We start from the raw sequence: 22,412 nt of genomic DNA on the forward strand, positions 1-22,412 counted from the left end.
ATAGAGTTACGGCGGTCATGGCGGAGGGGAAACGCCCGGTCACATTCCGAACCCGGAAGCTAAGCCCTCCAGCGCCGATGGTACTGCACTCGGGAGGGTGTGGGAGAGTAGGACACCGCCGGACATTTTTCCAGTCGAGGGCCGCCCCATCCGGGTCGGCCCTCGACTGCGTGGCGCCACAGGTGGCGCAATCAGGAAGGATGTACCCCGTGAGTTCAGGACCGCAGGGCGGCGACCGCCCCCGTCGTCAGGACGACCGTACGGATCGGTCGGACGGGCGTGATCGGTCGCCGCGGCGTGACGACCGCGATCGGCCGCCGTACCGCGGCGACCGCGACAACCGGAGCGGCTCACGCGGGTACGCCGGCGATCGTGAGGGTGGCTTCCGCGACCGCCGCGAGGGCGGTTTCCGTGGCGGCGACCGGGACCAGGGTCCCCGCGGCGGCTCCCGTGGTGGCGACCGCGAGGGCGGTTTCCGTGGCGGGGAGCGCCGTGAGGGCGGGTTCCGTGGTACGGACCGTTCCGGTGGCTTCCGAGGCGACCGCGACCAGGGCTACCGCGGTGGCCGGCCGGACGACTCCCGCGGCGAGCGCCGGGAAGGTGGCTTCCGCGGCGGTGACCGTGAGGGCTTCCGTGGCGGGGACCGTCGCGAAGGTGGTTTCCGTGGCGGCGACCGGGACCAGGGTCCCCGCGGCGACCGTCGCGAAGGTGGCTTCCGGGGCGGTGACCGCGAGCGCGGCTACCGCGGCGGTGACCGCGCCGGCGGGTTCCGCTCCGGGGATCGGCCCGGCGGCTTCCGACCTGCCGACCGGGACGCCGAATTCCGCGGCGGCGACCGTTCGGGCTTCCGCGGTGGCGAGCGCCGTGAGGGCGGTTTCCGTGGCGGTGACCGTGAGGGCTTCCGTGGCGGGGACCGTCGCGAGGGTGGCTTCCGTGGTGGGGACCGTCGTGAGGGTGGCTTCCGTGGCGGCGACCGGGACCAGGGTCCCCGCGGCGACCGTCGCGAAGGTGGCTTCCGCGGCGGCGACCGCGAGGGCGGTTTCCGTGGCGGCGAGCGCCGTGAGGGTGGCTTCCGCGGCGGCGACCGTGAGGGCTTCCGCGGCGGGGATCGCCGTGAGGGCGGTTTCCGCGGTGGTGACCGGGACCAGGGTCCGCGCGGCGACCGTCGCGAGGGTGGTTTCCGGGGCGGCGATCGCGATGGCGGTTTCCGTGGCGGTGACCGTCGTGAGGGTGGTTTCCGGGGCGGTGAGCGCCGCGAGGGTGGTTTCCGCGGCGGCGACCGTGAGGGCCGTGGCGGTGACCGCCGCGAAGGTGGCTTCCGTAGTGGTGACCGTGAGGGCCGTGGCGGCGACCGCCGTGAGGGTGGTTTCCGTGGCGGTGACCGCCGTGAGGGTGGTTTCCGTGGCGGCGACCGTGAGGGCCGTGGCGGTGACCGCCGCGAGGGCGGTTTCCGCGGTGGGGACCGGGACGGCGGCTTCCGTGGCGGCGAGCGGTCGCAGCGGGATGAGCGTCGGTTCGACGACCGGCGGCGTGAGGGCGGCTTCGGTGGCCGGCGCGACGAGGGAGATCGGCGCACCGAGGGCGGGCCGGAGCGGGCCGCGGGTGAACGCGGTGCCGCTCCCGCGCTGCCGGACGACATCGTCGCGACCGATCTCGACAAGGACGTCCGGGCGGAGCTGCTGTCGCTGGCGAAGCCGGTCGCCGAGACGGTCGCCCGGCACCTGGTCGCGACCGGTGTGCTGATCGACGAGGACCCGGCCGAGGCCCTGGCGCACGCGCTGGCGGCCCGCCGGCTGGCGTCCCGCATCGCCGCCGTACGGGAGGCGGTCGGGTTGGCCGCCTACCACGCCGGTGAGTGGCAGACCGCGATCGCCGAGCTGCGGACGTACCACCGGATGACCGGAGTGCAGAGCCACATCGCCGTGCTGGCCGACTGTGAGCGCGCGCTCGGCCGCCCGGAGCGGGCCATCGACCTGTTCCGCGGCGCGGACCGGGACGCTCTCGACCCGGCCACCGCCATCGAGCTGCTGATCGTCGCCGCCGGGGCGCGCGGCGACCTCGGGCAGAAGGACGCCGCTGTCGCGATGCTCCAGGTGCGCGAGCTGACCGGCGACGCCACCGAGCCGTGGGCGGCGCGGCTGCGCTACGCGTACGCCGACGCGCTCCTCGCGGTCGACCGCCGCGAGGAGGCACGGGAGTGGTTCTCCCGCGCCTCGGAGCTGGACGCCGACGGCGAGACCGACGCGGCCGAGCGGCTGCTGGAGCTCGACGGCGTGGTCATCGAGGGCGACGCCGACGAGGAGGACGCCGCCGACGTTGACGCCGACTCGGATGACGAAGACGCCGACGAGGATGACGACGACTCGGACGAGGACGAGGACTCGGACGACGACGACTCGGACGAGGACGACGAGGACGACGACGACTCGGACGACGAGGACGTCGACTCGGACGAGGACGACGACGACTCGGACGACGAGGACGTCGACTCGGACGACGAGGACGACGACTCGGACGACGAGGACTCGGACGACGACGAGGACTCGGACGACGACGACTCGGACGAGGACGACGAGGACTCGGACGAGGACGACGACGACTCGGACGAGGACGACGACGACGAGGACGGGACCGGACAGGCCGGGGTCGAGCCGGTGAGCCGGGAAGACGTCGTCGGCCGGGGCGGTCCGGACGACCCCGATCTCGGCGCACGCGCCGGGGCGGAGGCCCCGGTGGGCGATGACGAGACGGGCCCGGTCAGCCGGTGACGGGAGACGTCGGGGCGCGGCTGGTCGACGGGTACGCCCAGGTCGTCTTCGACCTGGACGGCGTGATCTACCTGATCGACCGGCCGATCCCCGGCGCCGTCGAGGCCGTCGGTCGGCTGCACGCCGAGAGGCGGGCGGTCGCGTACGCCACGAACAACGCCTCCCGCCGGTCGAGTGAGGTCGCCGAGCTGCTCACCGGCATGGGTGTGCCGGCCTCGGCGGCGGAGGTGCTCACCAGCGCGGCGGCGGCTGCGGAGCTGCTGCGGGACCGGTTGCCTTCCGGCGCCCCGGTGCTCGTGGTCGGCGCCGAGGCGCTGCGCGCCGAGATCGCCGCGGTCGGGCTCGTGCCGGTCGACCGGGCCGAGGACTCGCCGCAGGCGGTGGTGCAGGGGTACGGAAAGCAGGTCGGCTGGGTCGAGCTGGCCGAGGCGACCGTGGCGATCCGTGCCGGTGCGATCTGGGTCGCCACGAACACCGACCGCACCTTGCCCAGCGGCCGAGGTCCGCTGCCCGGCAACGGCGCACTGGTCTCCGTCGTACGGACCGCGCTCGGCCGGGACCCGGACGTCGTGGTGGGCAAACCCGAGCCGGAGCTCTTCGCCACCGCCGCCCGGCGCGTCGAGGGGGGCCGGACGCTGGTCGTCGGCGACCGGCTGGACACCGACATCGAGGGCGCCCGCCGGGCCGGGCTGGAGAGCCTGCTGGTGCTCACCGGCGTCAGCGACGTGGCCGAGCTGCTCGCCGCTGAGCCGGCGCGCCGGCCCACGTACCTCGCGCGGGACCTGGCCGGGCTCTTCGACCCGGCGGCGGTGGTACGCGTGCCCGGCCCGACGGAGGCCGGCGGCTGGACGGTGACGGCGCGCGACGGCGGGCTGGAGCTCGGCGGTGCCGGGTCCCCGCTGGACGCGGTCGCCGCGCTCTGCGCCGCGGCCTGGTCGGCGTCGACGGTGCCGCCCATCCGCGCGATGTCGCCGGAGGCGACCCGGGTGCTGGCGACGTTCGGCCTCTCGGCCTGAGCGACGCCTCGGCGCGAGTCAGAGCAGTTTGCGGAGCTTCATCAGGTCGAACGGGTTGGCCTTGATCGACACGCGGCGGGAGGCGACCGCCCGGGCGATGTCGAGTCCGCCGTCGACGAGCGCCACGAGGTCGTCGCTGCTGGTGCTCAGCACGATCTTGGCTTTCGGGTCGTCGCCGTCGGTCAGGTCGATCAGGCGGCCGCCGGTGAGGCGACCGTGGAAGGCGGTGTCCAGGTCGGTGATCCGGCAGGCGAGCGTCCGGTCCAGGTCGACGCGCTCGCGCACCGTCTCGGCGTTGCGGTCCAGCCGGCCGGCGAGCTCCTGCAACGCCTGTCGACACTCGTCCACGCTGGCCACCCGCCGCCTCCTCACCGTGCGCCACACCGTCCTCGGCACCGTACCGCACGGGCCGGTCACCGGTGCCCGGTAGCGTGACACCTGCACACCCCGCCCCGCGGAAGGACTCAGGCATGCAGGACGCGTGGCGCGCCTACCTCGAGCTGGCCATGGGCCTGACGGAGGCGCCCCGGAAGAAGGCCCAGGACGTGGTGCGCCGGCTTGCCGGCTCGGGTGGCACGAGCGCCGCCCAGCTGCAGGCGCTCGGCGAGGAGCTCATCTCCACGGGCATGGCGAACCGCGACGCGCTGACCAAGCTCGTCCGCTTCGAGGTCGACCGGGCGCTCGGCCGGGTCGGGCTCGCCACCGCCGAGGAGGTCGCCGAGCTGACCCGGCGGGTGCAGGAGCTGGAGCGGCAGCTGCGCGAGGCGCGGTCGGCCGCCGCCGGCACGAGCCGGCCGGCGGCGGCTCCTGGCGGCCCGCCGCAGCCGCCGGCACCGGTGACCGCAAGCCAGGACTCCGGGGCGGCCGGTGGGCCGGCGGCGCCGCCCACGGCCGGTCCGGTGCCGTCCAGCGGGTCGCTCTCCGCCCCGGTCGCCACGCCGCCGGCGAAGAAGGCGGTCGTCGCGAAGAAGGCGGTCGCGAAGAAGGCGGTGGCCAAGAAGGCCGAGCCCGGCAAGACCGTCATGCGTCGTTCGCCGGGCACCGTCAGCCCGACCGGCGGGGACGCCGAGCCGGCGCGCCCGCCGAAGAAGGCCGTTCGCAAGCAGCAGCCGGGTGGGGCCGAGTGAACCGGCCGACCGCTGCGGGGAGCCGGTCGTGAGCGGCCCGTACCGCCCGGGTCCACCGCCCGGCGGTTCGCCGGTACCGCGGCCCGGTCCGCCCCCCGGCGGTCTCCCGGCCGCGCGGCCCGGCCCACCGCCCGGCGTACGCCCGGCGCAGCCGTCCGTCGAGGAGCTCGACGGGCCGGGGCACCCGGCGGTCGACGCGGCCGTGCAGGCGATGATCAACGCCTCGTCGCTCGCCCCGGCGGACCAGATCGCCCAGTACGAGGCGGCGTACGAGACGCTGCGCGAGACCCTGGCCAGCATCGACCAGGCCTGAGACCGGAGAACGAATGGCACGTCGCAACCGGCTGGACGCCGAACTCGTCCGCCGTGGTCTGGCCCGCTCCCGGGAGCAGGCCGCCGAACTGGTGGCGGCCGGCCGGGTCCAGCTGCGCGGGGTACCGGCGCGCAAGCCCGCCGCCATGGTCGACCCCGCCGATCCGCTGCTGGTCACCGGAGCGGACCCGACCTCGGAGTACGTCTCCCGGGGCGGCCACAAGCTGGCCGGCGCGCTCGAAGCGTTCGGCGGGCTGGCCGTCAGCGGCCGGCGTTGCCTGGACGCCGGCGCGTCGACAGGTGGCTTCACCGACGTGCTGCTGCGCGCGGGCGCCGCCGAGGTGGTGGCCGTGGACGTCGGCTACGGCCAGCTCGCCTGGCCGCTGCGCACCGACGAACGGGTGCGGGTCCTGGAGCGGACCAACGTGCGCACCCTCACCCCGGAGACGATCGGCGGTCCGGTCGACCTGACGGTGGCCGACCTGTCGTTCATCTCGCTGCGGCTGGTGCTGCCGGCGCTGGCCGGCTGCACCCGGCCCGACGGTGACCTGGCGTTGATGGTCAAGCCGCAGTTCGAGGTCGGCAAGGAGCGGGTGGGGGCCGGCGGGGTGGTGCGCGACCCGGAGTTGCGCGCCGAGGCGGTGCTCGACGTGGCGGCGGCCGCCGCGCAGCTCGGCCTGGGCCTGGCGGACGTCGCCGCGAGTCCGCTGCCGGGGCCGAGTGGCAACGTGGAGTTCTTCGTATGGTTACGCCGGGACGCCGCAGTGGCCGACCCGGAGCGGGTGCGGGCGGTGGTGGCGGCCGGGCCGCTCGGCCCGGCGACGCCCGGTGACGTGCCGGGAACGGCGGCGGAGGAGGTCGCAGGGTGAGCATGAGCAGTGCAGGGCGCGCGGCGGGCCGGCCGGCCCGCCTCAGGGCGTGCGCGGGTGCCCCTTCGCGTCGCGCAACGACGAGGCGGCCCCGATGACCCGGACCGCGCTGCTGGTCACCCACACCGGTCGGCGACGCAGCACCGAGCACGCCCGGGCGGTCGCCGCCGACCTGATCGCCGCTGGTTTCGAGGTACGCGTCGTCGCCGAGGAGGCCGACGACCTCGATCTGCCCGGTGTCGTGCCGGTCACCGGCCTGGAGGCCGCCGAGGGCGCCGAGATCGTCTTCGCGCTCGGCGGGGACGGCACGTTCCTGCGCGCGGCGGAGCTCGCGCGGCCCGCCAAGGTTCCGCTGCTCGGCATCAACCTCGGCAAGGTCGGCTTTCTCGCCGAGGCGGAGATCGGCGACCTGGACAGCGCGGTTCGCGACGTGGTCGCGCGTAACTACTCGGTGGACGAGCGGCTCACCCTCGACGTCACGGCCGAGTTCGACGGCGGACCGACGATCGAGTCCTGGGCGCTCAACGAGATCAGCGTCGAGAAGGGGGAGCGGGCGCAGATGCTCGAACTCCTCGTCGACGTGGACGGCCGGCCGCTGTCCCGCTACGGCTGCGACGGGGTGGTCTGCGCGACCCCCACCGGCTCCACGGCGTACGCCTTCTCCGGGGGCGGGCCGGTGGTGTGGCCGGAGGTGGAGGCGCTGCTGCTGGTGCCGATCAGCGCGCACGCGCTGTTCAGCCGGCCGCTGGTCACCGCGCCCACCTCGACGTTCGCGATCACCGTGGACCCGTTCACCACCCTCGCCGTGATGAGCTGCGACGGGCGCCGGGTGTACGACCTGCCGCCGGGCGCCCGGGTGACGGTGCGTCGGGGTGCCCTGCCGGTGCGGATCGTCCGGCTGCGGGACCGTCCGTTCACCGACCGGATGGTGGCCAAGTTCGGGTTGCCGGTGCAGGGCTGGCGGGGCTCGCGTAGCTGAACGACGCGACAGGTGCCGTCGGTAACCCGCCGGACACGTGGTGGTTGTTCCAAGGGTGGCCAAGATGTCCACCTGGCGACATGTCGCCGGTGCGGCGTGCGTCAGCTAGTGACCGCCTGGTGATCTCCGTCGCAGACTCCGATCGGTCGCCCTCCGAGGGCGCCGATTCTGGAGTAGAGGAGCGCATCGCATGCACTGGCCCTCACGCTGGCTCGCCGCCGGCGCGGTCGGGGCGTTGGTGGTCGGGTTCGCCGCACCGGCGTCCGCCGACCCCGCCCGGCCGGCCGGCGGGAACCCCGCCCCGTTCGCCCCGGGCGCCGCGCCCACCCGCGTCACCCTGATCACCGGTGACCAGGTCGAGTTCGCCCCGGCCGCCCCCGGCCGGGTCGCCGCCACCGTTCGCCCCGGCCCCGGCCGCGAGCGGATCACGTTCCAGACGGTGTCGGCCGACGGTGGGCTGCGGGTGCTGCCCAGCGACGTCGTGCCGTACGTCTCCGCGGGCGTGCTCGACGCGGACCTGTTCGACGTGGAGGAGCTCGCCGCGCAGGGGTACGGCGACAGCGCGCAGGGCGTCCTGCCGCTGATCGTCCGCTACCAGCAGCCGGCCGCCGGCCGCGTCCGGCCGCTCGCCGGGGCCACCACCGCCCGGCCGCTGGAGAGCATCAACGGCGCCGCCCTGCGGGTCGGCAAGGACGACCTGGACGAGTTGTGGGGCGCGCTGCGGAGCACGCCGGGTGGGCGTACGACCGCCGGCGCGACCGCCAAGCTCGGCGCCGGCATCGAGCGGGTCTGGCTGGACGGACGGGTCCACCCGGCGCTGGAGCACAGCGTGCCGCAGATCGGCGCGCCGACGGCCTGGGCGGCCGGCCGGAACGGCGAGGGCGTGCAGGTCGCGGTGCTCGACACCGGTGTGGACGCCACGCACCCCGACCTCGCGGGGCGGATCGCCGAGGCGCAGGACTTCACCGGCACCGGCAGCGCCCGGGACGGCCACGGGCACGGCACCCACGTGGCGTCCACCATCGCCGGCAGCGGCGCGGCCTCCGACGGGCTGCGCAAGGGCGTCGCGCCCGGCGCGAAGCTGCTGATCGGCAAGGTGCTCGACGACTCGGGCTCCGGCTACGACTCGGGGATCATCGCGGGCATGGAGTGGGCCGCCCACTCCGGCGCGAAGGTGGTCAGCATGAGCCTCGGCGGCGCGCCGACCGACGGCACCGACCCGATGAGCCAGGCGGTCGACGATCTCACCGCCGAGACCGGCACGCTCTTCGTGATCGCCGCCGGCAACGAGGGCGCCGCGCGGACCGTCGGCAGCCCCGGCGCGGCCACCTCGGCGCTCACCGTCGGCGCGGTCGACCGTAACGACGACCTGGCCGACTTCTCCAGCCGTGGGCCGCGGCTCGGCGACAACGGCCTGAAGCCGGAGATCACCGCCCCGGGGGTCGACATCGTGGCGGCCCGCGCCGCCGGCACCACCATGGGTACGCCGGTGGGCGACGCGTACACGACCGCGTCCGGGACCTCGATGGCCACCCCGCACGTCGCGGGCGCCGCCGCCATCCTCGCCCAGGAGCACCCCGACTGGACCGCCGGCAAGCTCAAGGACGCGCTGGTCAGCACCGCGAAGGGCAACCCCGAGCTGACCGTCTTCGAGCAGGGAGGCGGCCGGGTGGACGTGGCCCGGGCGCTGGGCCAGCGGGTGTACGGGTCGGCCACCGCCGACTTCGGCCGGGTGGCGACCGGTGGCGCGGCGGCCGAGCGGACCGTCACGTACACCAACGGCACCGGCGCGGCGCAGACCCTGCGCCTGGCGCTGGAGCTGCGCAACCTGGACAGCGGCGCGGTGGAGAGCGACGGCGTGTCGGTCGGCGCCGCCGAGGTGACCGTGCCGGCCGGCGGCAGCGTGCCCGTCGTGCTGCGCGCCGACCCGGCGAAGCTGGACCGCGGCCCGCACGGCGGCTGGCTGGTGGCCACGGGCGCGGACGGCGTCGCCGTGCGCACCGCCGTCGGCCTGACCATCAGCGGCCCGGTGCACACCGTCACCCTGCGTTCGCTGGACATGGCGGGGCAGCCCGGCGTGGCGACGGTGCTCACCCTGTTCGGCGAGCACCCCGAGTCCGACTACCTCGGCTGGGTTCCCGGCGAGTCGCAGGTACAGGTCGAGGAGGGCCCGTACCTGCTGCAGGGCCTCATCGAGCACGGCGCGCCGCTGGACGAGCAGCTCACGCTGGTCACCGACCCGGAGTTGACGGTCGACCGGGACCTCACGGTGGTGCTCGACCCGCGCAAGGGCACCCCGGTACGGATCGAGACGCCGAAGCCGACCGAGCAGCGCGCGATCATCAGCTTCTACGAGCACCGGGTCTTCGGCAACGGCCGGCAGATCGACCACGGCACGATGGCGTTCAGCACGGTTCAGCAGGTGAACGTCACGCCGACCCGGCCGGTGCGGCAGGGCGAGTTCGAGTTCTCCTCCCGCTGGCAGCTCGTCGCGCCCATGGTGGACGCCGAGTTCAGCAAGGTCTCCGGGCCGTTGGACATCAACCTGATGCACACCTCACCGGCGCCGGCCGGCCGGCGGAAGCTGCCGGTCGTCTGGGGCGGCGGCGGAACTCCCGCCGAGTTGACCCGGGCCCGCGGCGCGGCCGTCCTCGTCGAGGGCAGCCCGGACCGCGCCGAGGACGACCAGATCGCCGCCGCGGCGGCGGCCGGGGCGGCCGCGGTCTTCATCATCCGGCCGGTCGACTTCAGCGCCTGGACGGTCTGGAACCCGCAGGGGGAGCGCCTGCCGATCCCCGCGATGGCGGTGGCGTACGACGACGGGCAGAAGCTGATCGCGGCGGCGCGGGGCGGCCGGGCGACGGTGGCGCTGACGTTGACGGTGGACAGCCCCTACCTGTACGACGTGTGGCAGGTGTCGAAGGGGCGGGTGCCGGAGAAGATCGTGCACAAGGTCACCGCGGCGAACACCGCCGAGGTCACCGCCCGTTACGGCGACACCGGCGGGTTCGACTGGGCGACCGAGCAGCGCTTCGGCTGGCGGCCGTGGCAGGAGTACTCCTGGAACGACGACCAGCGGATCGTGCGTACCGGCACCACCCGGCAGGAGTTCGTGAGCTCCGGTGACTCGTGGTGGCAGCAGCGGGTGCTGCACAAGACGCAGTACTCCTGGGGGCCGCTGCTCGGCGGTCTGATCGAACAGCCGCGCCGGTACGAGGCGGACGACCGGATCGACACGAGCTGGTACGCCCCGGTGGTGCGTCCGGCCGTGCCGGCCACCGGGCCGGCGCCGACGCGTACCGGCGACAACCTCGACCTGCGGGTGTTCGAGTTCGTCGACGCCGACGGGCACTTCAGCCCGGCGGGCGCCGGCGAGGAGCAGGACACGAGGCAGGCCCGGCTCAGCCGCGACGGCGAGCAGATCGCCGACCTCTCCGCTGGTTGGGCGCCCGTGCAGACCACCCCGGGCCCGGCGCGCTACCGGCTGGACGTCACCACCGGGCGCTCCTCGGAGGAGTGGCGGTACGCGACGCGTACCGAGACGGCGTGGCAGTTCACGTCGGCCCGGCCGAGCGGGGACGCGGCGAAGCCGCTGCCGCTGCTGCAGGTGGATTACGACGTCCCGGCCGACCTGCACGGTGAGGTGTCGGGCCGTAAGGCGCACAAGCTCGGGCTGACCCTGCGCCAGCCGGCGGGTGTGGCCGGGCCGACCGGCACCAGCCTGCGGGTGGAGGTCTCCTTCGACGGCGGCCACCGCTGGCGGTCGGTGCCGGTGAAGGGCTCGGGCACCCGGTTCACGGCGACGGTGCCGGCCGGGCACGGCACGGTGTCGCTGCGGGTGCACGCCGGCGACCGCGCCGGCAGCACGGTCGAGCAGACCGTGATCGACGCGTACGGCCTGCGCTGACGCGACCGGGGGCGGGACGGTCACCGTCCCGCCCCCGGACCGGTCTTCAGAGCCAGCGGCGGCGGGCGGCCTGGAAGGCCAGCCCCGGCCGGGTGTCCACCCCGGCGGCCGTCATGAGGTCGGCCAGCCGCCGCTGGACGGTACGGCGGCTCACCCCCAGCTGGGAGGCGATGGACTTGTCCGGTACGCCGGCCACGAAGAGCGCGAGCAGCCGGATCTCGTCGGTGTCCGGCCGGTAGTCGTCGCCGCCCGGTTCGTGCGGTGGTGTGCCGGTCGAGCGCAGCGGCGTGGCGATGCGCCAGTGGCTCTCGAAGAGGGCGAGCAGCGCGTCGAGCAGCTGGCTGCGGCCGATGACCGCGGCGCTCGTCTCGCCGCTGGCCCGGTCGGGCACCAGCGGGCAGATCGCCGTCCGGCCGTCCACGATGGCCAGCCGCACGGGCAGCCGGTCCAGCAGGCGGGCCTGCTCACCGGCGCGTACGCCCCGCTCGAGGTCCTCCAGCGCGCCGGGTTCGAGGAGCATCTCCCGTTCGTAGACGGCCCGGTAGCGCACCCCGCGGGCCAGTGCGTCGAACTCCTCGAGGTTGTCCTGCCCGGGCATGGCCAGCGGGTTGGCCCGACAGAACCACAACACCTCGTGGCGGGCGCCGTTCTGCAGGTCACGCAGGCGTTCCCGGAGCGCCGCGGCGCCGTGGACGACCTCCACCAGGTGCGCGGCGTCGTGGCGGCGCATCCCGGCCCGGTACTCCTCGGTCAGCTGGTTGACCGCCGCGCGGGCGGACTCCAGCGCCTCCTGCCGGCGCAGCAGCGCCGCGCCGAGCGGCGCGTCGGGTGCGAGCGGACGCAGCGGGGCGTCCGGGTCCGGGCCGGCCGGTGGTACCAGCCCCTTGCCGCGCAGCGCCTCCAGCAGCGCCAACACCTCCGTACGGGGCCGGCCCAGCCGTTCGACCAGCTGGTCGACCCGCGCGGCGGTGAGCTGGATGAGCGCGCGGTAGAGCCGCTCCTCGTCCGGGGTCAGGCCGATCACCTCAAACACGGGGCTGAACACTACGACGTGGGGTCGTCGGCTGGTCAACTGTCGGACCACGCGGCTACTGTCGGGTGCTGTGCTGGACGAGCTGCGCATCACCGGACTGGGCGTCATCGAGGACACCACGCTGCCGTTGACCGGCGGGATGAACGTCATCACCGGCGAGACCGGTGCGGGCAAGACCATGGTGGTGACCGGCCTCGGCCTGCTCTTCGGGGGTCGGGCCGACGCCGGGCGGGTGCGGGCCGAGCCGGGCCGCGCCGTGGTGGAGGGGCGGCTGCGGCTGGCCGGCCGGGTCGCCGAGACGGTGCACGCCCGGGTCACCGACGCCGGCGGCGAACCGGACGAGGACGGCGCGGTGCTGCTGAGCCGCACGGTGACGGTCGAGGGCCGCTCCCGTGCGCACGTGGCGGGCCGCAGCATGCCGGTGTCGATGCTGGCCGAGGTCGGCGAGCAGGTGGTGGCCGTGCACGGCCAGTCGGATCAGCTGCGGCTGTTGCGTCCGGCCGAGCAGCGCTCCGCGCTCGACCGGTTCGCCGGCCCGGAGCACGAGAAGCTGCTCGAGACGCTGCGCGAGGCGTACACCGGGTGGCGGCGGGTCGTCGACGACCTGGCCGACCGGCGGCGCAACGCCCGCGAGCGGCACCAGGAGGCCGATCTGCTGCGGCTGGGGCTCGACGAGATCACCCGAGTGGATCCGCAGCCCGGCGAGGACGACGAGCTCAAGGCCGAGGCGCAGCGCCTGGAGCACGCCGAGGGGCTGCGCACCGCGGCGCAGCTCGCGCAGCAGTGCGTGGCCGGCGGCGCGGAGGCGGCCGACGACAGCCCAGACGCCACGGCGCTGCTCGGCGCCGCCCGGCGGGCGCTGGAGGCGCAGGCCGGCACCGACGCGTCCCTGGGTGACCTGGCGGCGCGGCTGGAGGAGGCGGCCACCCTGGTCACCGATGTCTCCGCTGAGCTGTCGACCTATCTCGCCTCGCTCGACGCCGACCCGGCCCGGTTGCAGACGCTCTACGAGCGGCGGGCGGCGCTGCGCGCGCTGACCCGCAAGTACGCCGACGACGTCGACGGGGTGATCGCCTGGGCGGAGCGGGCCCGCACCCGACTGTCCGAGCTGGACACCTCCGACGAGTTCCTCGACGAGTTGGAGCGGGAGGGGCAGCGGCTCGCCACCGAGGTGGCGGAGCTGGCCGGTCGGGTGTCGTCGTCCCGGCAGGAGGCGGCCCAGCGCTTCGCCGAGCAGGTCACCGTCGAGCTGGCCGGGCTGGCCATGCCGCACGCCCGGATCGAGGTGGCGGTGCTGCCCCGGCCGGCCGGTCGCGCCGAGCCCACGCTGACGGTCAACGGGGCCGAGGTCGGGGTCGGCCCGGACGGCGGCGACGAGGTCGAACTGCGGCTGCTGGCCCATCCGGGCGCGCCGTCGCTGCCGTTGCAGCGGGGCGCCTCCGGCGGCGAGCTGTCCCGGGTCATGCTCGCCATCGAGGTGGTCTTCGCCGGCTCCGGCGGCCCGCCCACCCTGGTCTTCGACGAGGTCGACGCGGGGGTCGGCGGTCGCGCGGCGGTGGAGATCGGCCGCCGGCTGGCCCGGCTGGCCCGCAGTCACCAGGTGCTGGTCGTCACCCACCTGCCGCAGGTCGCCGCGTTCGCCGACCGGCATCTGGTGGTGGCCAAGGACACCGGCGGTGCGGTGACCACCAGCGGGGTGCGTGTGGTGGAGGACACAGAGCGGGCGCGGGAACTCGCCCGCATGCTGGCAGGTTTGCCCGACTCGGATCTGGGTATCGCTCACGCCGAGGAGCTCCTGGCCGTGGCGGCCAAGGAAAGGCGGGCGTGACCGCCGGTATTGTGAGCGCAAGCACACCAGCCTGCGCTCCGGTGTGCTTCCCTGGGTAGGCGGCCCTGCTCAGGCATGTCGCGACAGAAAACCCTGCCTCACATGCCAGGATGGTCACGATGCGTCTACCCACGTTGCGCCGGACCCGGAACGCGGAACCGGGCAGTGTCCTCGGCACCGCGCGCCTGGACCGCCGTACGAAGCGGCTGGTCGGCCGGCTCCGCCCCGGCGACATCGCGGTGATCGACCACGTCGACCTGGACCGGGTGGCCGCCGACTCGCTGGTCGCCGTCGGCGTCGCGGCAGTGCTCAACGCCAAGCCGTCGGTCTCCGGGCGTTACCCGAACCTCGGCCCCGAGGTGCTCATCGGCGCGGGCATCCCGCTCCTCGACGACCTCGGCGAGAGCATCTTCGAGCAGATCCGCGAGGGCGACACCGTGCGGATCGAGGGCAACACCGTCTACGTCGGCGAGGAGCCGGTGGCGCACGGCGCCCTGCAGGACGCCGAGACGGTCGCCAAGGCGATGGCCGACGCCCGCGAGGGGCTGTCGGTGCAGCTGGAGGCGTTCGCCGCCAACACCATGGACTACCTCAAGCAGGAGCGGGACCTGCTGCTCGACGGTGTGGGCGTACCCGAGATCCAGACCCAGATCCAGGGCCGGCACTGCCTGATCGTGGTCCGCGGCTACGACTACAAGGCCGACCTCGACGTGCTGCGCCCGTACATCCGGGAGTTCAAGCCGGTGCTGATCGGCGTCGACGGCGGGGCCGACGCGCTGGTCGAGGCGGGCTACACCCCCGACATGATCATCGGTGACATGGATTCGGTCACCGACGACGTGCTGCGCTGCGGCGCCGAGGTGATCGTGCACGCCTACCCGGACGGGCGGGCGCCCGGCCTGCCCCGGGTGACCGCGCTCGGCGTCCCGGCGTTGACCTTCCCGGCCGCCGCGACGAGCGAGGACCTCGCGATGCTGCTCGCCGACGAGAAGGGCGCCTCGTTGCTGGTGGCCGTCGGCACGCACGCCACCCTGGTGGAGTTCCTCGACAAGGGCCGCGGCGGAATGGCCTCGACCTTCCTCACCCGGCTGAAGGTCGGCGGCAAGCTGGTCGACGCCAAGGGCGTGAGCCGGCTCTACCGACAGAGCATCTCCGGCTCGTCGCTGCTGCTGCTGGTGCTCTCGGCGGTCGCCGCGATGGCCTCCGCGGTGGCCGTCTCCACGGTCGGAAAGGCGTACCTGGGCGTGGTCTCCGAGTGGTGGGACAATTTCGTCTTCCAGCTCGGCCAGCTCTTCTAGCTCCGACGATCAAGAGGCTGCAAGCGTGATCAATTTCCGCTACCACGTGGTGTCGCTGACCGCGGTGTTCCTGGCGCTCGCCATCGGCCTGGTGGTCGGCACCGCCGCCCTCAACGGGCCGGTGGCCGACTCGCTCAAGGAGCAGGTCACCGCCCTGCGCAAGGACAACCAGCAGATGCGCCAGGCGTACAACAACATGGAGAAGGAGCTGGAGTCGGAGGAGGGCTTCGCGGCGGAGATGTCGCAGGTCGTCCTCCCGGGCAAGCTCACCGGCCGCCGGGTCCTGGTGCTCAGCCTACCCACCGGGCGGGACCACACCGAGGGCGTGCTGAAGATGCTCCAGATGGCCGGCGCGAACCTCACCGGCCGGGTGGACCTGCAGGACAAGTTCATCAACCCGGACAACAACAACAACCTGCTGGAGCTGGCGGTGACCGCGGTCCGGCCGACCAGCGCGCAGACCAGCACCCTGCCCGGCAACGGGCAGGGCGTGGAGACCTCCAGCGCGTTGCTGGCCAGCGTGCTGCTCGACCGGGGCGCGGGCGTCCCGGCGGTCAGCGACGCCGACCGCCGGGCGGTGCTGGCCGCGTACACCAACGAGGGCTACCTCACCACCGAGGACCGGATCAGCGGTCCGGCGGAGGCGGTCGTGGTGGTCAGCGGCCAGCCGTACGTGGACAAGGACTCGGCGAAGAAGGACGAGTCGGTGGTGAAGGTCGCCGAGCAGTTCGACCGGACCGGCGCGATCGTGGTCGGCGGGAACGGGTCGGACGGCGGCAACCTGGTGGCGATCGTCCGGGGCGACGCCGTGCTCTCCCAGTCGATCTCCACGGTCGACAACGCGAACACCATCCAGGGGCAGCTGGTCACCACCCTCGCGCTGGTGCAGCAGCTCACCGAGAAGAAGGCCGGTCAGTACGGCATGGGCGACAACGCCGAATCGCAGCTGCCTAAACTGCCCCAGTGACCGAATCACGGACCGGATGTGACGTCGACGAGCCGATCGGAGTGACCGCGTGAGCATGCTGGGCCGGCTGTTGGCCGCCGGCGCGGGGGCGGTCGCTGCCCGGTACGCGCTGCGTGAGGTGCGTACCTCGCCGGCCGGGCCGGCGCTGGCACGTACCAACTTCCGAGGCCGGTCGGTGAGCCTCGCGGCCGGGCCGGCGCTCGCCGTCGGCGCGTCCGGCGGCGCGGCGCTCGGCGCCACCAGCGCGGCCTCCGGCGCCGCGACGATCGTGGCGGGCCTCGGCGCGGGCGCGGTGGGGCTCTACGACGACGTGGTCGGCGCCCGTCCGGAGCAGAAGACCGCCAAGGGCTTCGCCGGTCACCTCGCCGCGCTGCGGGAGGGGCGGGTCACCGCCGGCCTCGTCAAGATCGTCGGGGTGGGCGCCGCCGGGCTCGGCGCGGCCGCGCTGCTCGCCGCCGACCCCCGGGTCGCCGGGCACCGCCGCCGGCAACGGCTGGGCGCGCTCGGCCGCGGCGCGGACGTGCTGCTCGGCGCCGGGGTGGTAGCCGGCACCGCCAACCTGCTCAACCTGCTCGACCTGCGCCCCGGGCGGGCGCTCAAGTCCGGCCTGCTGCTCGGCGCCCCGCTGGCCGGCGGCCCGCACGGCGGGATAGCCGCCGGGGCGGCCGGGGCGGCCGCCGGGCTGCTCCCCGACGACCTCGGCGAGGAGGTGATGCTCGGGGACAGCGGTGCGAACGCCCTCGGCGCGGTGCTCGGCGTCGCGCTCGCCGCCCGCACCGGCCCGCTGGGCCGGGCCGGACTGCTCGCCGTGCTGGCCGGCCTCACCGCCGCCAGTGAGAAGGTCAGCTTCACGCAGGTGATCCAGCGGACGCCGGGGTTGCGTGAGCTCGACGCGCTGGGCCGACGCGCCGACTGACGTGACCAGACCGGCCCCCCTCGCCGGCGCCGGCCGGGTGGCCGGAGCAGCCGCGCTCATCGCCGTCCTCACCGTGGTCAGCCGCCTGGCGGGCTTCGGCCGCACGGCCGTCTTCACCTGGGTAATGGACAAGAGCGACCTGGGCGACATGTACGTGATCGCCAACACGGTCCCGAACATCATCTTCGAGATCGTCGCCGGTGGGGCCCTGGCGAGCCTGGTCGTACCGATGCTCGCCGGGCCGATCGCCGCCGGTGACCGGCGGGCGGTGGCCGCCACCACGGGCGCCCTGCTCACCTGGACGGTCACCCTGCTGGTGCCGCTGGCCGTGCTGGTCGCGGTCTTCGCCGGCCCGATCGTGGGACTGGTCAGCGAGGGACGCACCGACGCCGAACTCGCCACCGGCGCCCGAATGCTGCAGGTCTTCGCCCCGCAGTTGCCGCTCTACGGCATCGGGATCGTGCTCACCGGTGTGCTCCAGGCGCACCGCCGGTTCGCGTGGCCGGTGATCGCGCCGCTGCTGTCCAGCCTGACGGTGATCGTGGTCTACCTCGGTTTCGTCGGCACACAGGGGCGCGGAGCGAGCATCGGAGAGGCGAGTCGCGGGGGCGAGCTGATCCTGTCGGGCGGCACCACGCTGGGAGTGGTGGTGCTGTCGCTGTCACTGCTCATCCCGCTGCGGGGGCTACGCCTGCGCATACGCCCGGGTTACGCCTTCGCGCCGGACGCACGGGCGCGGATCCGGGCGCTCGCGGTGGCCGGGGCGGTCACCGTCACCGCCCAGCAGTTGGCCCTCGTGGTGGTGCTCAAACGGGTCTCCGGCGGCCCGACCGGCTCGCCGCAGGTGTTCAACCTGGCTCAGACGATGTACCTGCTGCCGTGGGCGGTGCTCGCGGTGCCGTTGGCCGTCGCCGCGTACCCGACGCTCGCCGACGCGTCGGCCGGCGGGGACGAGCAGCGGTTCCGGGAGACGTTGTCATCGACCGTCCGGGGTGTGCTGCTGTTCAGCTGTCTCGGCGCGGCGGCGCTGGCCGGCACCGCCGGGCCGATCGGTGCCTTCTTCTATCGCGCGGATCCCGGTTCGACGGCGGCGGCCATCACCGGATTCGCGCCGGGGCTGATCGGGTACGGCCTCTTCGCGGTGCTTTCGCGCGCCCTCTACGCCCGCGGGGCGACCCGGCCGGCCACCGCGGCGATCACCGTGGGCTGGCTGGCCGTACCGGTCACGGCACTTCCGCTGGCCGCGCTCCTGCCCACCGGGGACCGGGTGTTGGCGGTGGCGTTGGCCAACTCGGTCGGGATGCTGCTGCTCGGCGGCCTGCTGGTCGTCGCGGTGCGGCGCACGGCGGGCTCCGCGGCGCTGGCCGGGACGCCCCGGGCGGCGGTGGCCGGGCTGCTCGGCGGGCTCGCCGGGGCCTTGGCCGGCGTGGGCGTGCTCCGCTGGCTCGACACGCCGGGCGACGGCACCCCGACGGTCGGGGCGGCACTCGGTCAGGGCATGCTGTCCGGAGTTCTGGTCGGCGTCGTGTTCCTCACCGTGGTCTGGCTCGTCGACCGGCAGGCCGTCCGACCGCTGCTCGCCGGGGTGCTGCGACGCCTGCGGCGCGGCGGTGGGCGGGAGAGCGCGGGCACGGCACGGGAACAGGACGGCAGCCCTCCGGAGCGGGGTGACGGGAAGGAGACGGTGTCCGGGTGAGCGCGGCGACGGAACCGACACCCGGCTGGCCGGGCAGCGTGGCGCTGCTGCTCGCCTCCAGCACCGGTGGCGTGGGTCAGCACGTCCGGTCGGTGGCCCGCGGGCTCGCCGCCGGGGGCGCCACGGTGCTGGTCTGCGGGCCGGCCGCCACCCAGGAGCAGTTCGACTTCACCGGCGTCGGCGCACGTTTCCAGCCGGTCGAGATCCCCGCCAAGCCCACCCCGGGCGACGCCCGGGCGGTCGCCGCCCTGCGCCGCGCCCTGGCCGGCACGCCGGTGGACGTGGTGCACGCGCACGGCCTGCGCGCGGGGCTGGTCGCGGTGCTCGCGCGGCCGGCGGCGCCCGTCGTGGTCACCTGGCACAACGCGGTCCTCGCCGGCGGTGTGCGCGGCGCCCTCTCCCGGCTCGTCGAGCGGATCGTCGCTCGTGGTGCCCGGGTCGCGCTCGGCGCCTCCGCCGACCTGGTCGACCGTGCCGCCGCGCTCGGCGCCGCCGACGCCCGGCTGGCCCCGGTCGCGGCCCCCACGTTGCCGGCCCCGCGCCGCCGCCGGGCCGCGGTCCGCGCCGAGTTCGGCGTCCGGGCCGAGCAGCCCCTCATCCTCTCGGTCGGCCGGCTGCACCCGCAGAAGCGGTACGACGTGTTGATCGACGCGGCGGCGCGCTGGCGGTCCCGCGACCCGGCGCCGGTCGTGGTGATCGCCGGCAGCGGTCCGGCGTACCTGCCGCTGGCCGCGCGGATCTCCGCGCAGCGGGCGCCGGTGACCCTGCTCGGTCACCGCACCGACGTGTCGGACCTGCTCGCCGGCGCCGACCTCGCCGTGGTCTCCAGCGACTGGGAGGCCCGCCAGCTCTTCGCGCAGGAGGCGCTGCGCGCCGGCATACCTCTGGTGGCGACCGCGGTCGGCGGCCTGCCGGACCTCGTCGGCGACGCGGCGTCGCTGGTGCCTCCCGGCGACGTTGACGCGATCGACGCCGCGGTGCGGGACCTCCTCGACGACCCGGACCGCCGGGCCGAACTGGGTCGCCGCGGTGCGGAGCACGCGGCCACCTGGCCCACCGAGGCGGACACCGTCGCCACCCTGGCGGCGCTCTACGCCGAGCTGACCGCCCGCCCCGGCCCCGCCGGCGCGGACGTCGACGCACCCGGGACGGGATCGCGCTGATGCTGCGCCGACTCGCCCCCGTCGTGCTGAGCCTGCTGGTGGTGGTGCTCGGCGTCACGGCGCTCGCGGCGCGGCCGCAGCGCAGCGCCCCGCCCCGCACCGCCGACTTCGTGGTCGTCGCCGGGGTCGCCGGCCTGCGCTGGGAGGACGTGGACCCGCGGACCACCCCCACGCTGTGGCGGATGGCCGAGCGGGGCTCGATCGGCTCCCTCTCGGTCCGCTCGGCGCACCGCCCCACCTGCCCGGAGGACGGCTGGTTGACCCTCGGTGCGGGCAGCTTCGCCTCGTGGAACGGCAACCGGCCCGCCGGCAGTTGCCCGCCACGGACGGTGGCGGTGGAGCGGCCCGATGGCACCGGGGCGAACCTGCCCGAGCAGGAGAGCGTGGTCCATTACAACCAGGAACAGCTGCCCTGGGGCGCCGTGCCCGGATCGCTCGCCGAGTCGGTGCGCTGTTCGGTGGCGGTCGGTCCCGGCGCGGCCGTGGCCGCCGCCCGTCCGTTCGGCCGGGTGGACCGGTACGCGCCGGCGCTGCCGGACGACCCGACCGCACTGCTCGGCTCGTGCGTGCTCAGCATCGTCGACCTCGGCACCGTAACGGGCAACACCAAGGAGCAGCGGGCGGCGGCGGCCCGTACCGCCGACGCGCAGCTGGCCCGGGTGCTCGCCGCCCGTCCGCCGCACTCGCTGGTGGTGGTCGCCGGGGTGTCGGACACCGACCGGTCGGCCCGGCTGCACGTGGCGGTGGCCGACGGCCCGGGCTGGGAGCGGGGCTGGCTGACCTCGGCGACCACCGGTCGCGACGGGTACCTGCAGCTCGTCGACCTGGCGCCGACGGCGCTGGCCGCGCTGGGCCGCCCGATGCCGGAGCGGCTCTTCGTGGGACGCCCGGCCTTCGCGGTCGACGGTCGTCCCGACCTGGCCGACGCGATCGCCAAGCCGCTGGACGCCGAGCGGGAGGCGGCGAACCAGCGGGGCGTCGCCGCCTGGTTCTACACGCTGCTCGCCGCGGCCCTGATGCTGCTGGCCGTGGTGGTGCTGCCGCTGCTGCGCAGGGCCCGCCGGCACGCCGGCCCGCACGGTCCGGCGCCGGTCCCGCAGCGGGTGGTGGCGGTGGTGGAGCTGCTCCTCGTCGCCGCTGCGCTCGCGGTGCCGGCCGCGCTGCTCGCCGACGCGGTGCCGTGGTGGCGGGCGGAGCGGCCCGGCCTGACGTTCGCCGGGGTGACCGCCCTGCTGGTGGTCGCCGGCACCGCCACGGTCCGGTTCGCGCGGGGTTACCACAGCACCCTCGGACCGTTGGGCGTGGTCGCCGGGCTCACCGCGCTCGTCGTGGGTGTCGACGTGCTGACCGGGGCGCGGCTGCAGCTCAACGGGGTGGTCGGCTACTCGGCGCAGGCGGGCGGCCGGTACGCGGGGCTCGGCACCGTCGGGCTGGGGGTCTTCCTGGCCGCCGCGTTGCTGAGCGCGGGCTGGCTCGCCCAGCAGGTACGCCGGGGCTGGCGGCCGGCGGTGATGGTGGGGGTCACCGGCCTCGCCGTGGTGATCATCGGCAGCCCGTACCTCGGCGCCGACCCGATCGGGGCGATCGCGTTGACCGCCGGGCTGAGCGTCGCGGCGGTGATCAGCGCCGGTGGCTGGCTGACGGTGAGCCGCCTGGCCTGGGCGGTGATGGCGGCGCTCGGGGTCACCATCGGTCTCGCGGTGCTGGACCTGCGCCGTCCGGCGGTGGAGCGGGGCAGCCTGGGCCATTTCCTGGCCGCCTTCGGCGACGGCACCGGCGGGCTCACCCTGCACCGCTTCAGCACCGCCAACTTCGACACGCTGGTGAGCAGTCCGCTGACCGTGCTGGCCCTGGCCGGCGCGCTGCTGGTGTGGTTCGCCCTGCTGCAGCCCTGGGGTGGGCTGATGCGGCTCTTCGGCATCTACCCGGCGATGCGGGCGGCGATGGCCGGCACGGCGGTGGCGGCCGTCATCGGCGGTGTGCTCGGCAGCGTGGCGCTGGACGTGGCGGGCGCCGCGGCCGCGCTGGTGGTGCCGATGGCGGCGCTCGCCGCACTGCGGGTGCTGGATCACTCGACCGACCGGACCGTGCCGGCCACCGGCCGTCCCCGCCCGGTGGGCTCGGGGGTGGCCGGCGAGGACGGGCCGGGCGCCGACGGTGGCGGCGGCACCGGCGGCGACGGGCCGCTCGGCGACGGTGGACCGAGCGGCGCGGGTGGTACGACCGGCAGCCGGGGCGCCGGATCCGCCCCGTCCGGGACGGCGACGTCGGACGGGCCGGCCGGTGGCGCCGCCCCGGAAGCTACGGCCGCCTCGGCCGGGAACGTGGGCGAGGCCGCGGAGCCGGGAGAGGCCCGCGCCGACCGGCCGGGGACGGTTCCGGGACCACGACCGACGCCGGGTACGTCGCGCCAGGTGACCACCCGCTGACCGACCGTGCTCCGGCGCTCCGGCGTCGGCCGGTGACCTCGGTACGGGCTGCTTCCCCCCGCCGTCGAGGTGTTACCGTGGAATCCCGTGGATCGCGTGATCAC

At 75.1% G+C, this 22,412-nt stretch carries 17 protein-coding genes and 1 rRNA gene; 15 read left to right on the plus strand and 3 right to left on the minus strand.

From position 1 onward, the window contains the following. Nucleotides 1–7 precede the first annotated feature (7 nt). Nucleotides 8–124 (plus strand): 5S ribosomal RNA (rrf, locus tag D7044_RS22975). Between the two features lie 226 nt (nt 125–350). Here the strand turns inward: rrf and D7044_RS32700 are convergent. Then, nucleotides 351–1,721, minus strand: coding sequence for a hypothetical protein (locus tag D7044_RS32700; RefSeq protein ID WP_199716756.1), 1,371 nt, complete (start codon nt 1,719–1,721; stop codon nt 351–353). Between D7044_RS32700 and D7044_RS22980 the strand changes: the two genes are divergently transcribed. Next, entirely contained in the window at nt 1,680–2,768 is a 1,089-nt protein-coding gene (locus tag D7044_RS22980) for a tetratricopeptide repeat protein (RefSeq protein ID WP_411710994.1), read from the plus strand. The two genes, D7044_RS32700 and D7044_RS22980, sit on opposite strands and share 42 nt — an antisense overlap. Then, on the plus strand, nt 2,765–3,784 hold the full coding sequence (locus tag D7044_RS22985) for an HAD-IIA family hydrolase (RefSeq protein ID WP_120681656.1): 1,020 nt from the start codon (nt 2,765–2,767) through the stop codon (nt 3,782–3,784). The genes D7044_RS22980 and D7044_RS22985 overlap by 4 nt, the downstream gene beginning before the upstream one ends. An 18-nt stretch (nt 3,785–3,802) precedes the next feature. On the opposite strand, the gene D7044_RS22990 is transcribed toward D7044_RS22985, so the two are convergent. Further along, nucleotides 3,803–4,141 carry an SCP2 sterol-binding domain-containing protein gene (locus D7044_RS22990; RefSeq protein WP_120681658.1) on the minus strand — a complete coding sequence of 113 codons (339 nt, stop codon included), beginning with the start codon at nt 4,139–4,141 and terminating at the stop codon, nt 3,803–3,805. 113 nt (nt 4,142–4,254) lie between these two features. On the opposite strand from D7044_RS22990, the gene D7044_RS22995 reads away from it, so the two are divergent. The 5 genes from D7044_RS22995 (at nt 4,255) to D7044_RS23015 (ending at nt 10,978) form a co-directional block, all read left to right on the plus strand. Further along, a complete protein-coding gene (locus tag D7044_RS22995) occupies nt 4,255–4,911 on the plus strand; it encodes a phasin family protein (protein WP_120681660.1) in 657 nt (218 codons plus the stop codon). A 28-nt stretch (nt 4,912–4,939) separates the two neighbouring features. Next, the gene (locus D7044_RS23000; RefSeq protein WP_120681986.1) at nt 4,940–5,224 is read left to right on the plus strand and encodes a hypothetical protein; all 285 of its coding nucleotides are present in this window, start codon (nt 4,940–4,942) and stop codon (nt 5,222–5,224) included. Nucleotides 5,225–5,237: 13 nt separating this feature from the next. Further along, nucleotides 5,238–6,092 carry a TlyA family RNA methyltransferase gene (locus tag D7044_RS23005; protein ID WP_120681662.1) on the plus strand — a complete coding sequence of 285 codons (855 nt, stop codon included), beginning with the start codon at nt 5,238–5,240 and terminating at the stop codon, nt 6,090–6,092. Nucleotides 6,093–6,186: 94 nt separating this feature from the next. Beyond that, entirely contained in the window at nt 6,187–7,071 is an 885-nt protein-coding gene (locus D7044_RS23010; protein ID WP_120681664.1) for an NAD kinase, read from the plus strand. Nucleotides 7,072–7,261: 190 nt separating this feature from the next. Next, nucleotides 7,262–10,978, plus strand: a complete 3,717-nt coding sequence (locus tag D7044_RS23015) for a S8 family peptidase (RefSeq protein WP_120681666.1) — start codon at nt 7,262–7,264, stop codon at nt 10,976–10,978. 46 nt (nt 10,979–11,024) lie between these two features. Here D7044_RS23015 and D7044_RS23020 read toward each other — a convergent pair whose 3' ends face one another. Beyond that, nucleotides 11,025–12,011 (minus strand): helix-turn-helix domain-containing protein, encoded by a 987-nt coding sequence (locus D7044_RS23020; protein WP_120681988.1) that lies wholly within the window; start codon nt 12,009–12,011, stop codon nt 11,025–11,027. A gap of 70 nt (nt 12,012–12,081) precedes the next feature. Here D7044_RS23020 and recN point away from each other — a divergent pair, with 70 nt between their 5' ends. The 7 genes from recN to D7044_RS23055 all read left to right on the plus strand — a co-directional run bounded on the left by recN (nt 12,082) and on the right by D7044_RS23055 (nt 22,308). Then, nucleotides 12,082–13,839, plus strand: coding sequence for a DNA repair protein RecN (recN, locus tag D7044_RS23025; RefSeq protein ID WP_120681668.1), 1,758 nt, complete (start codon nt 12,082–12,084; stop codon nt 13,837–13,839). A 119-nt stretch (nt 13,840–13,958) separates the two neighbouring features. Next, nucleotides 13,959–15,137, plus strand: a complete 1,179-nt coding sequence (gene steA, locus D7044_RS23030) for a putative cytokinetic ring protein SteA (RefSeq protein ID WP_120681670.1) — start codon at nt 13,959–13,961, stop codon at nt 15,135–15,137. Nucleotides 15,138–15,162: 25 nt separating this feature from the next. Next, nucleotides 15,163–16,104: a copper transporter gene (locus tag D7044_RS23035; protein WP_120681672.1), complete on the plus strand. Its 942-nt coding sequence runs from the start codon at nt 15,163–15,165 to the stop codon at nt 16,102–16,104. A gap of 49 nt (nt 16,105–16,153) precedes the next feature. After that, a complete protein-coding gene (locus D7044_RS23040; RefSeq protein WP_120681674.1) occupies nt 16,154–17,020 on the plus strand; it encodes a hypothetical protein in 867 nt (288 codons plus the stop codon). A 1-nt stretch (nt 17,021) separates the two neighbouring features. Continuing rightward, a complete protein-coding gene (murJ, locus tag D7044_RS23045) occupies nt 17,022–18,716 on the plus strand; it encodes a murein biosynthesis integral membrane protein MurJ (protein ID WP_120690266.1) in 1,695 nt (564 codons plus the stop codon). Next, complete coding sequence (locus tag D7044_RS23050; RefSeq protein WP_120681676.1) at nt 18,713–19,879, plus strand: glycosyltransferase family 4 protein; 1,167 nt, start codon at nt 18,713–18,715, stop codon at nt 19,877–19,879. Before murJ ends, D7044_RS23050 begins: the two co-directional genes overlap by 4 nt. After that, complete coding sequence (locus tag D7044_RS23055) at nt 19,879–22,308, plus strand: hypothetical protein (protein WP_233565091.1); 2,430 nt, start codon at nt 19,879–19,881, stop codon at nt 22,306–22,308. The genes D7044_RS23050 and D7044_RS23055 overlap by 1 nt, the downstream gene beginning before the upstream one ends. The last annotated feature ends 104 nt before the right edge of the window (nt 22,309–22,412 follow it).

Origin of the sequence: Micromonospora musae, assembly GCF_003626635.1 — a bacterium.
Taxonomy (GTDB): Bacteria; Actinomycetota; Actinomycetes; order Mycobacteriales; family Micromonosporaceae; genus Micromonospora; species Micromonospora musae.

Bases quoted from the DNA above. Each gene is read 5' to 3' on its own strand.
- D7044_RS23055 (WP_233565091.1), top strand. From the start codon at position 19,879: ATGCTGCGCCGACTCGCCCCCGTCGTGCTGAGCCTGCTGGTGGTGGTG.
- D7044_RS23005 (WP_120681662.1), top strand. From the start codon at position 5,238: ATGGCACGTCGCAACCGGCTGGACGCCGAACTCGTCCGCCGTGGTCTG.
- D7044_RS22995 (WP_120681660.1), top strand. From the start codon at position 4,255: ATGCAGGACGCGTGGCGCGCCTACCTCGAGCTGGCCATGGGCCTGACG.
- D7044_RS23010 (WP_120681664.1), top strand. From the start codon at position 6,187: ATGACCCGGACCGCGCTGCTGGTCACCCACACCGGTCGGCGACGCAGC.
- steA (WP_120681670.1), top strand. From the start codon at position 13,959: ATGCGTCTACCCACGTTGCGCCGGACCCGGAACGCGGAACCGGGCAGT.
- D7044_RS23015 (WP_120681666.1), top strand. From the start codon at position 7,262: ATGCACTGGCCCTCACGCTGGCTCGCCGCCGGCGCGGTCGGGGCGTTG.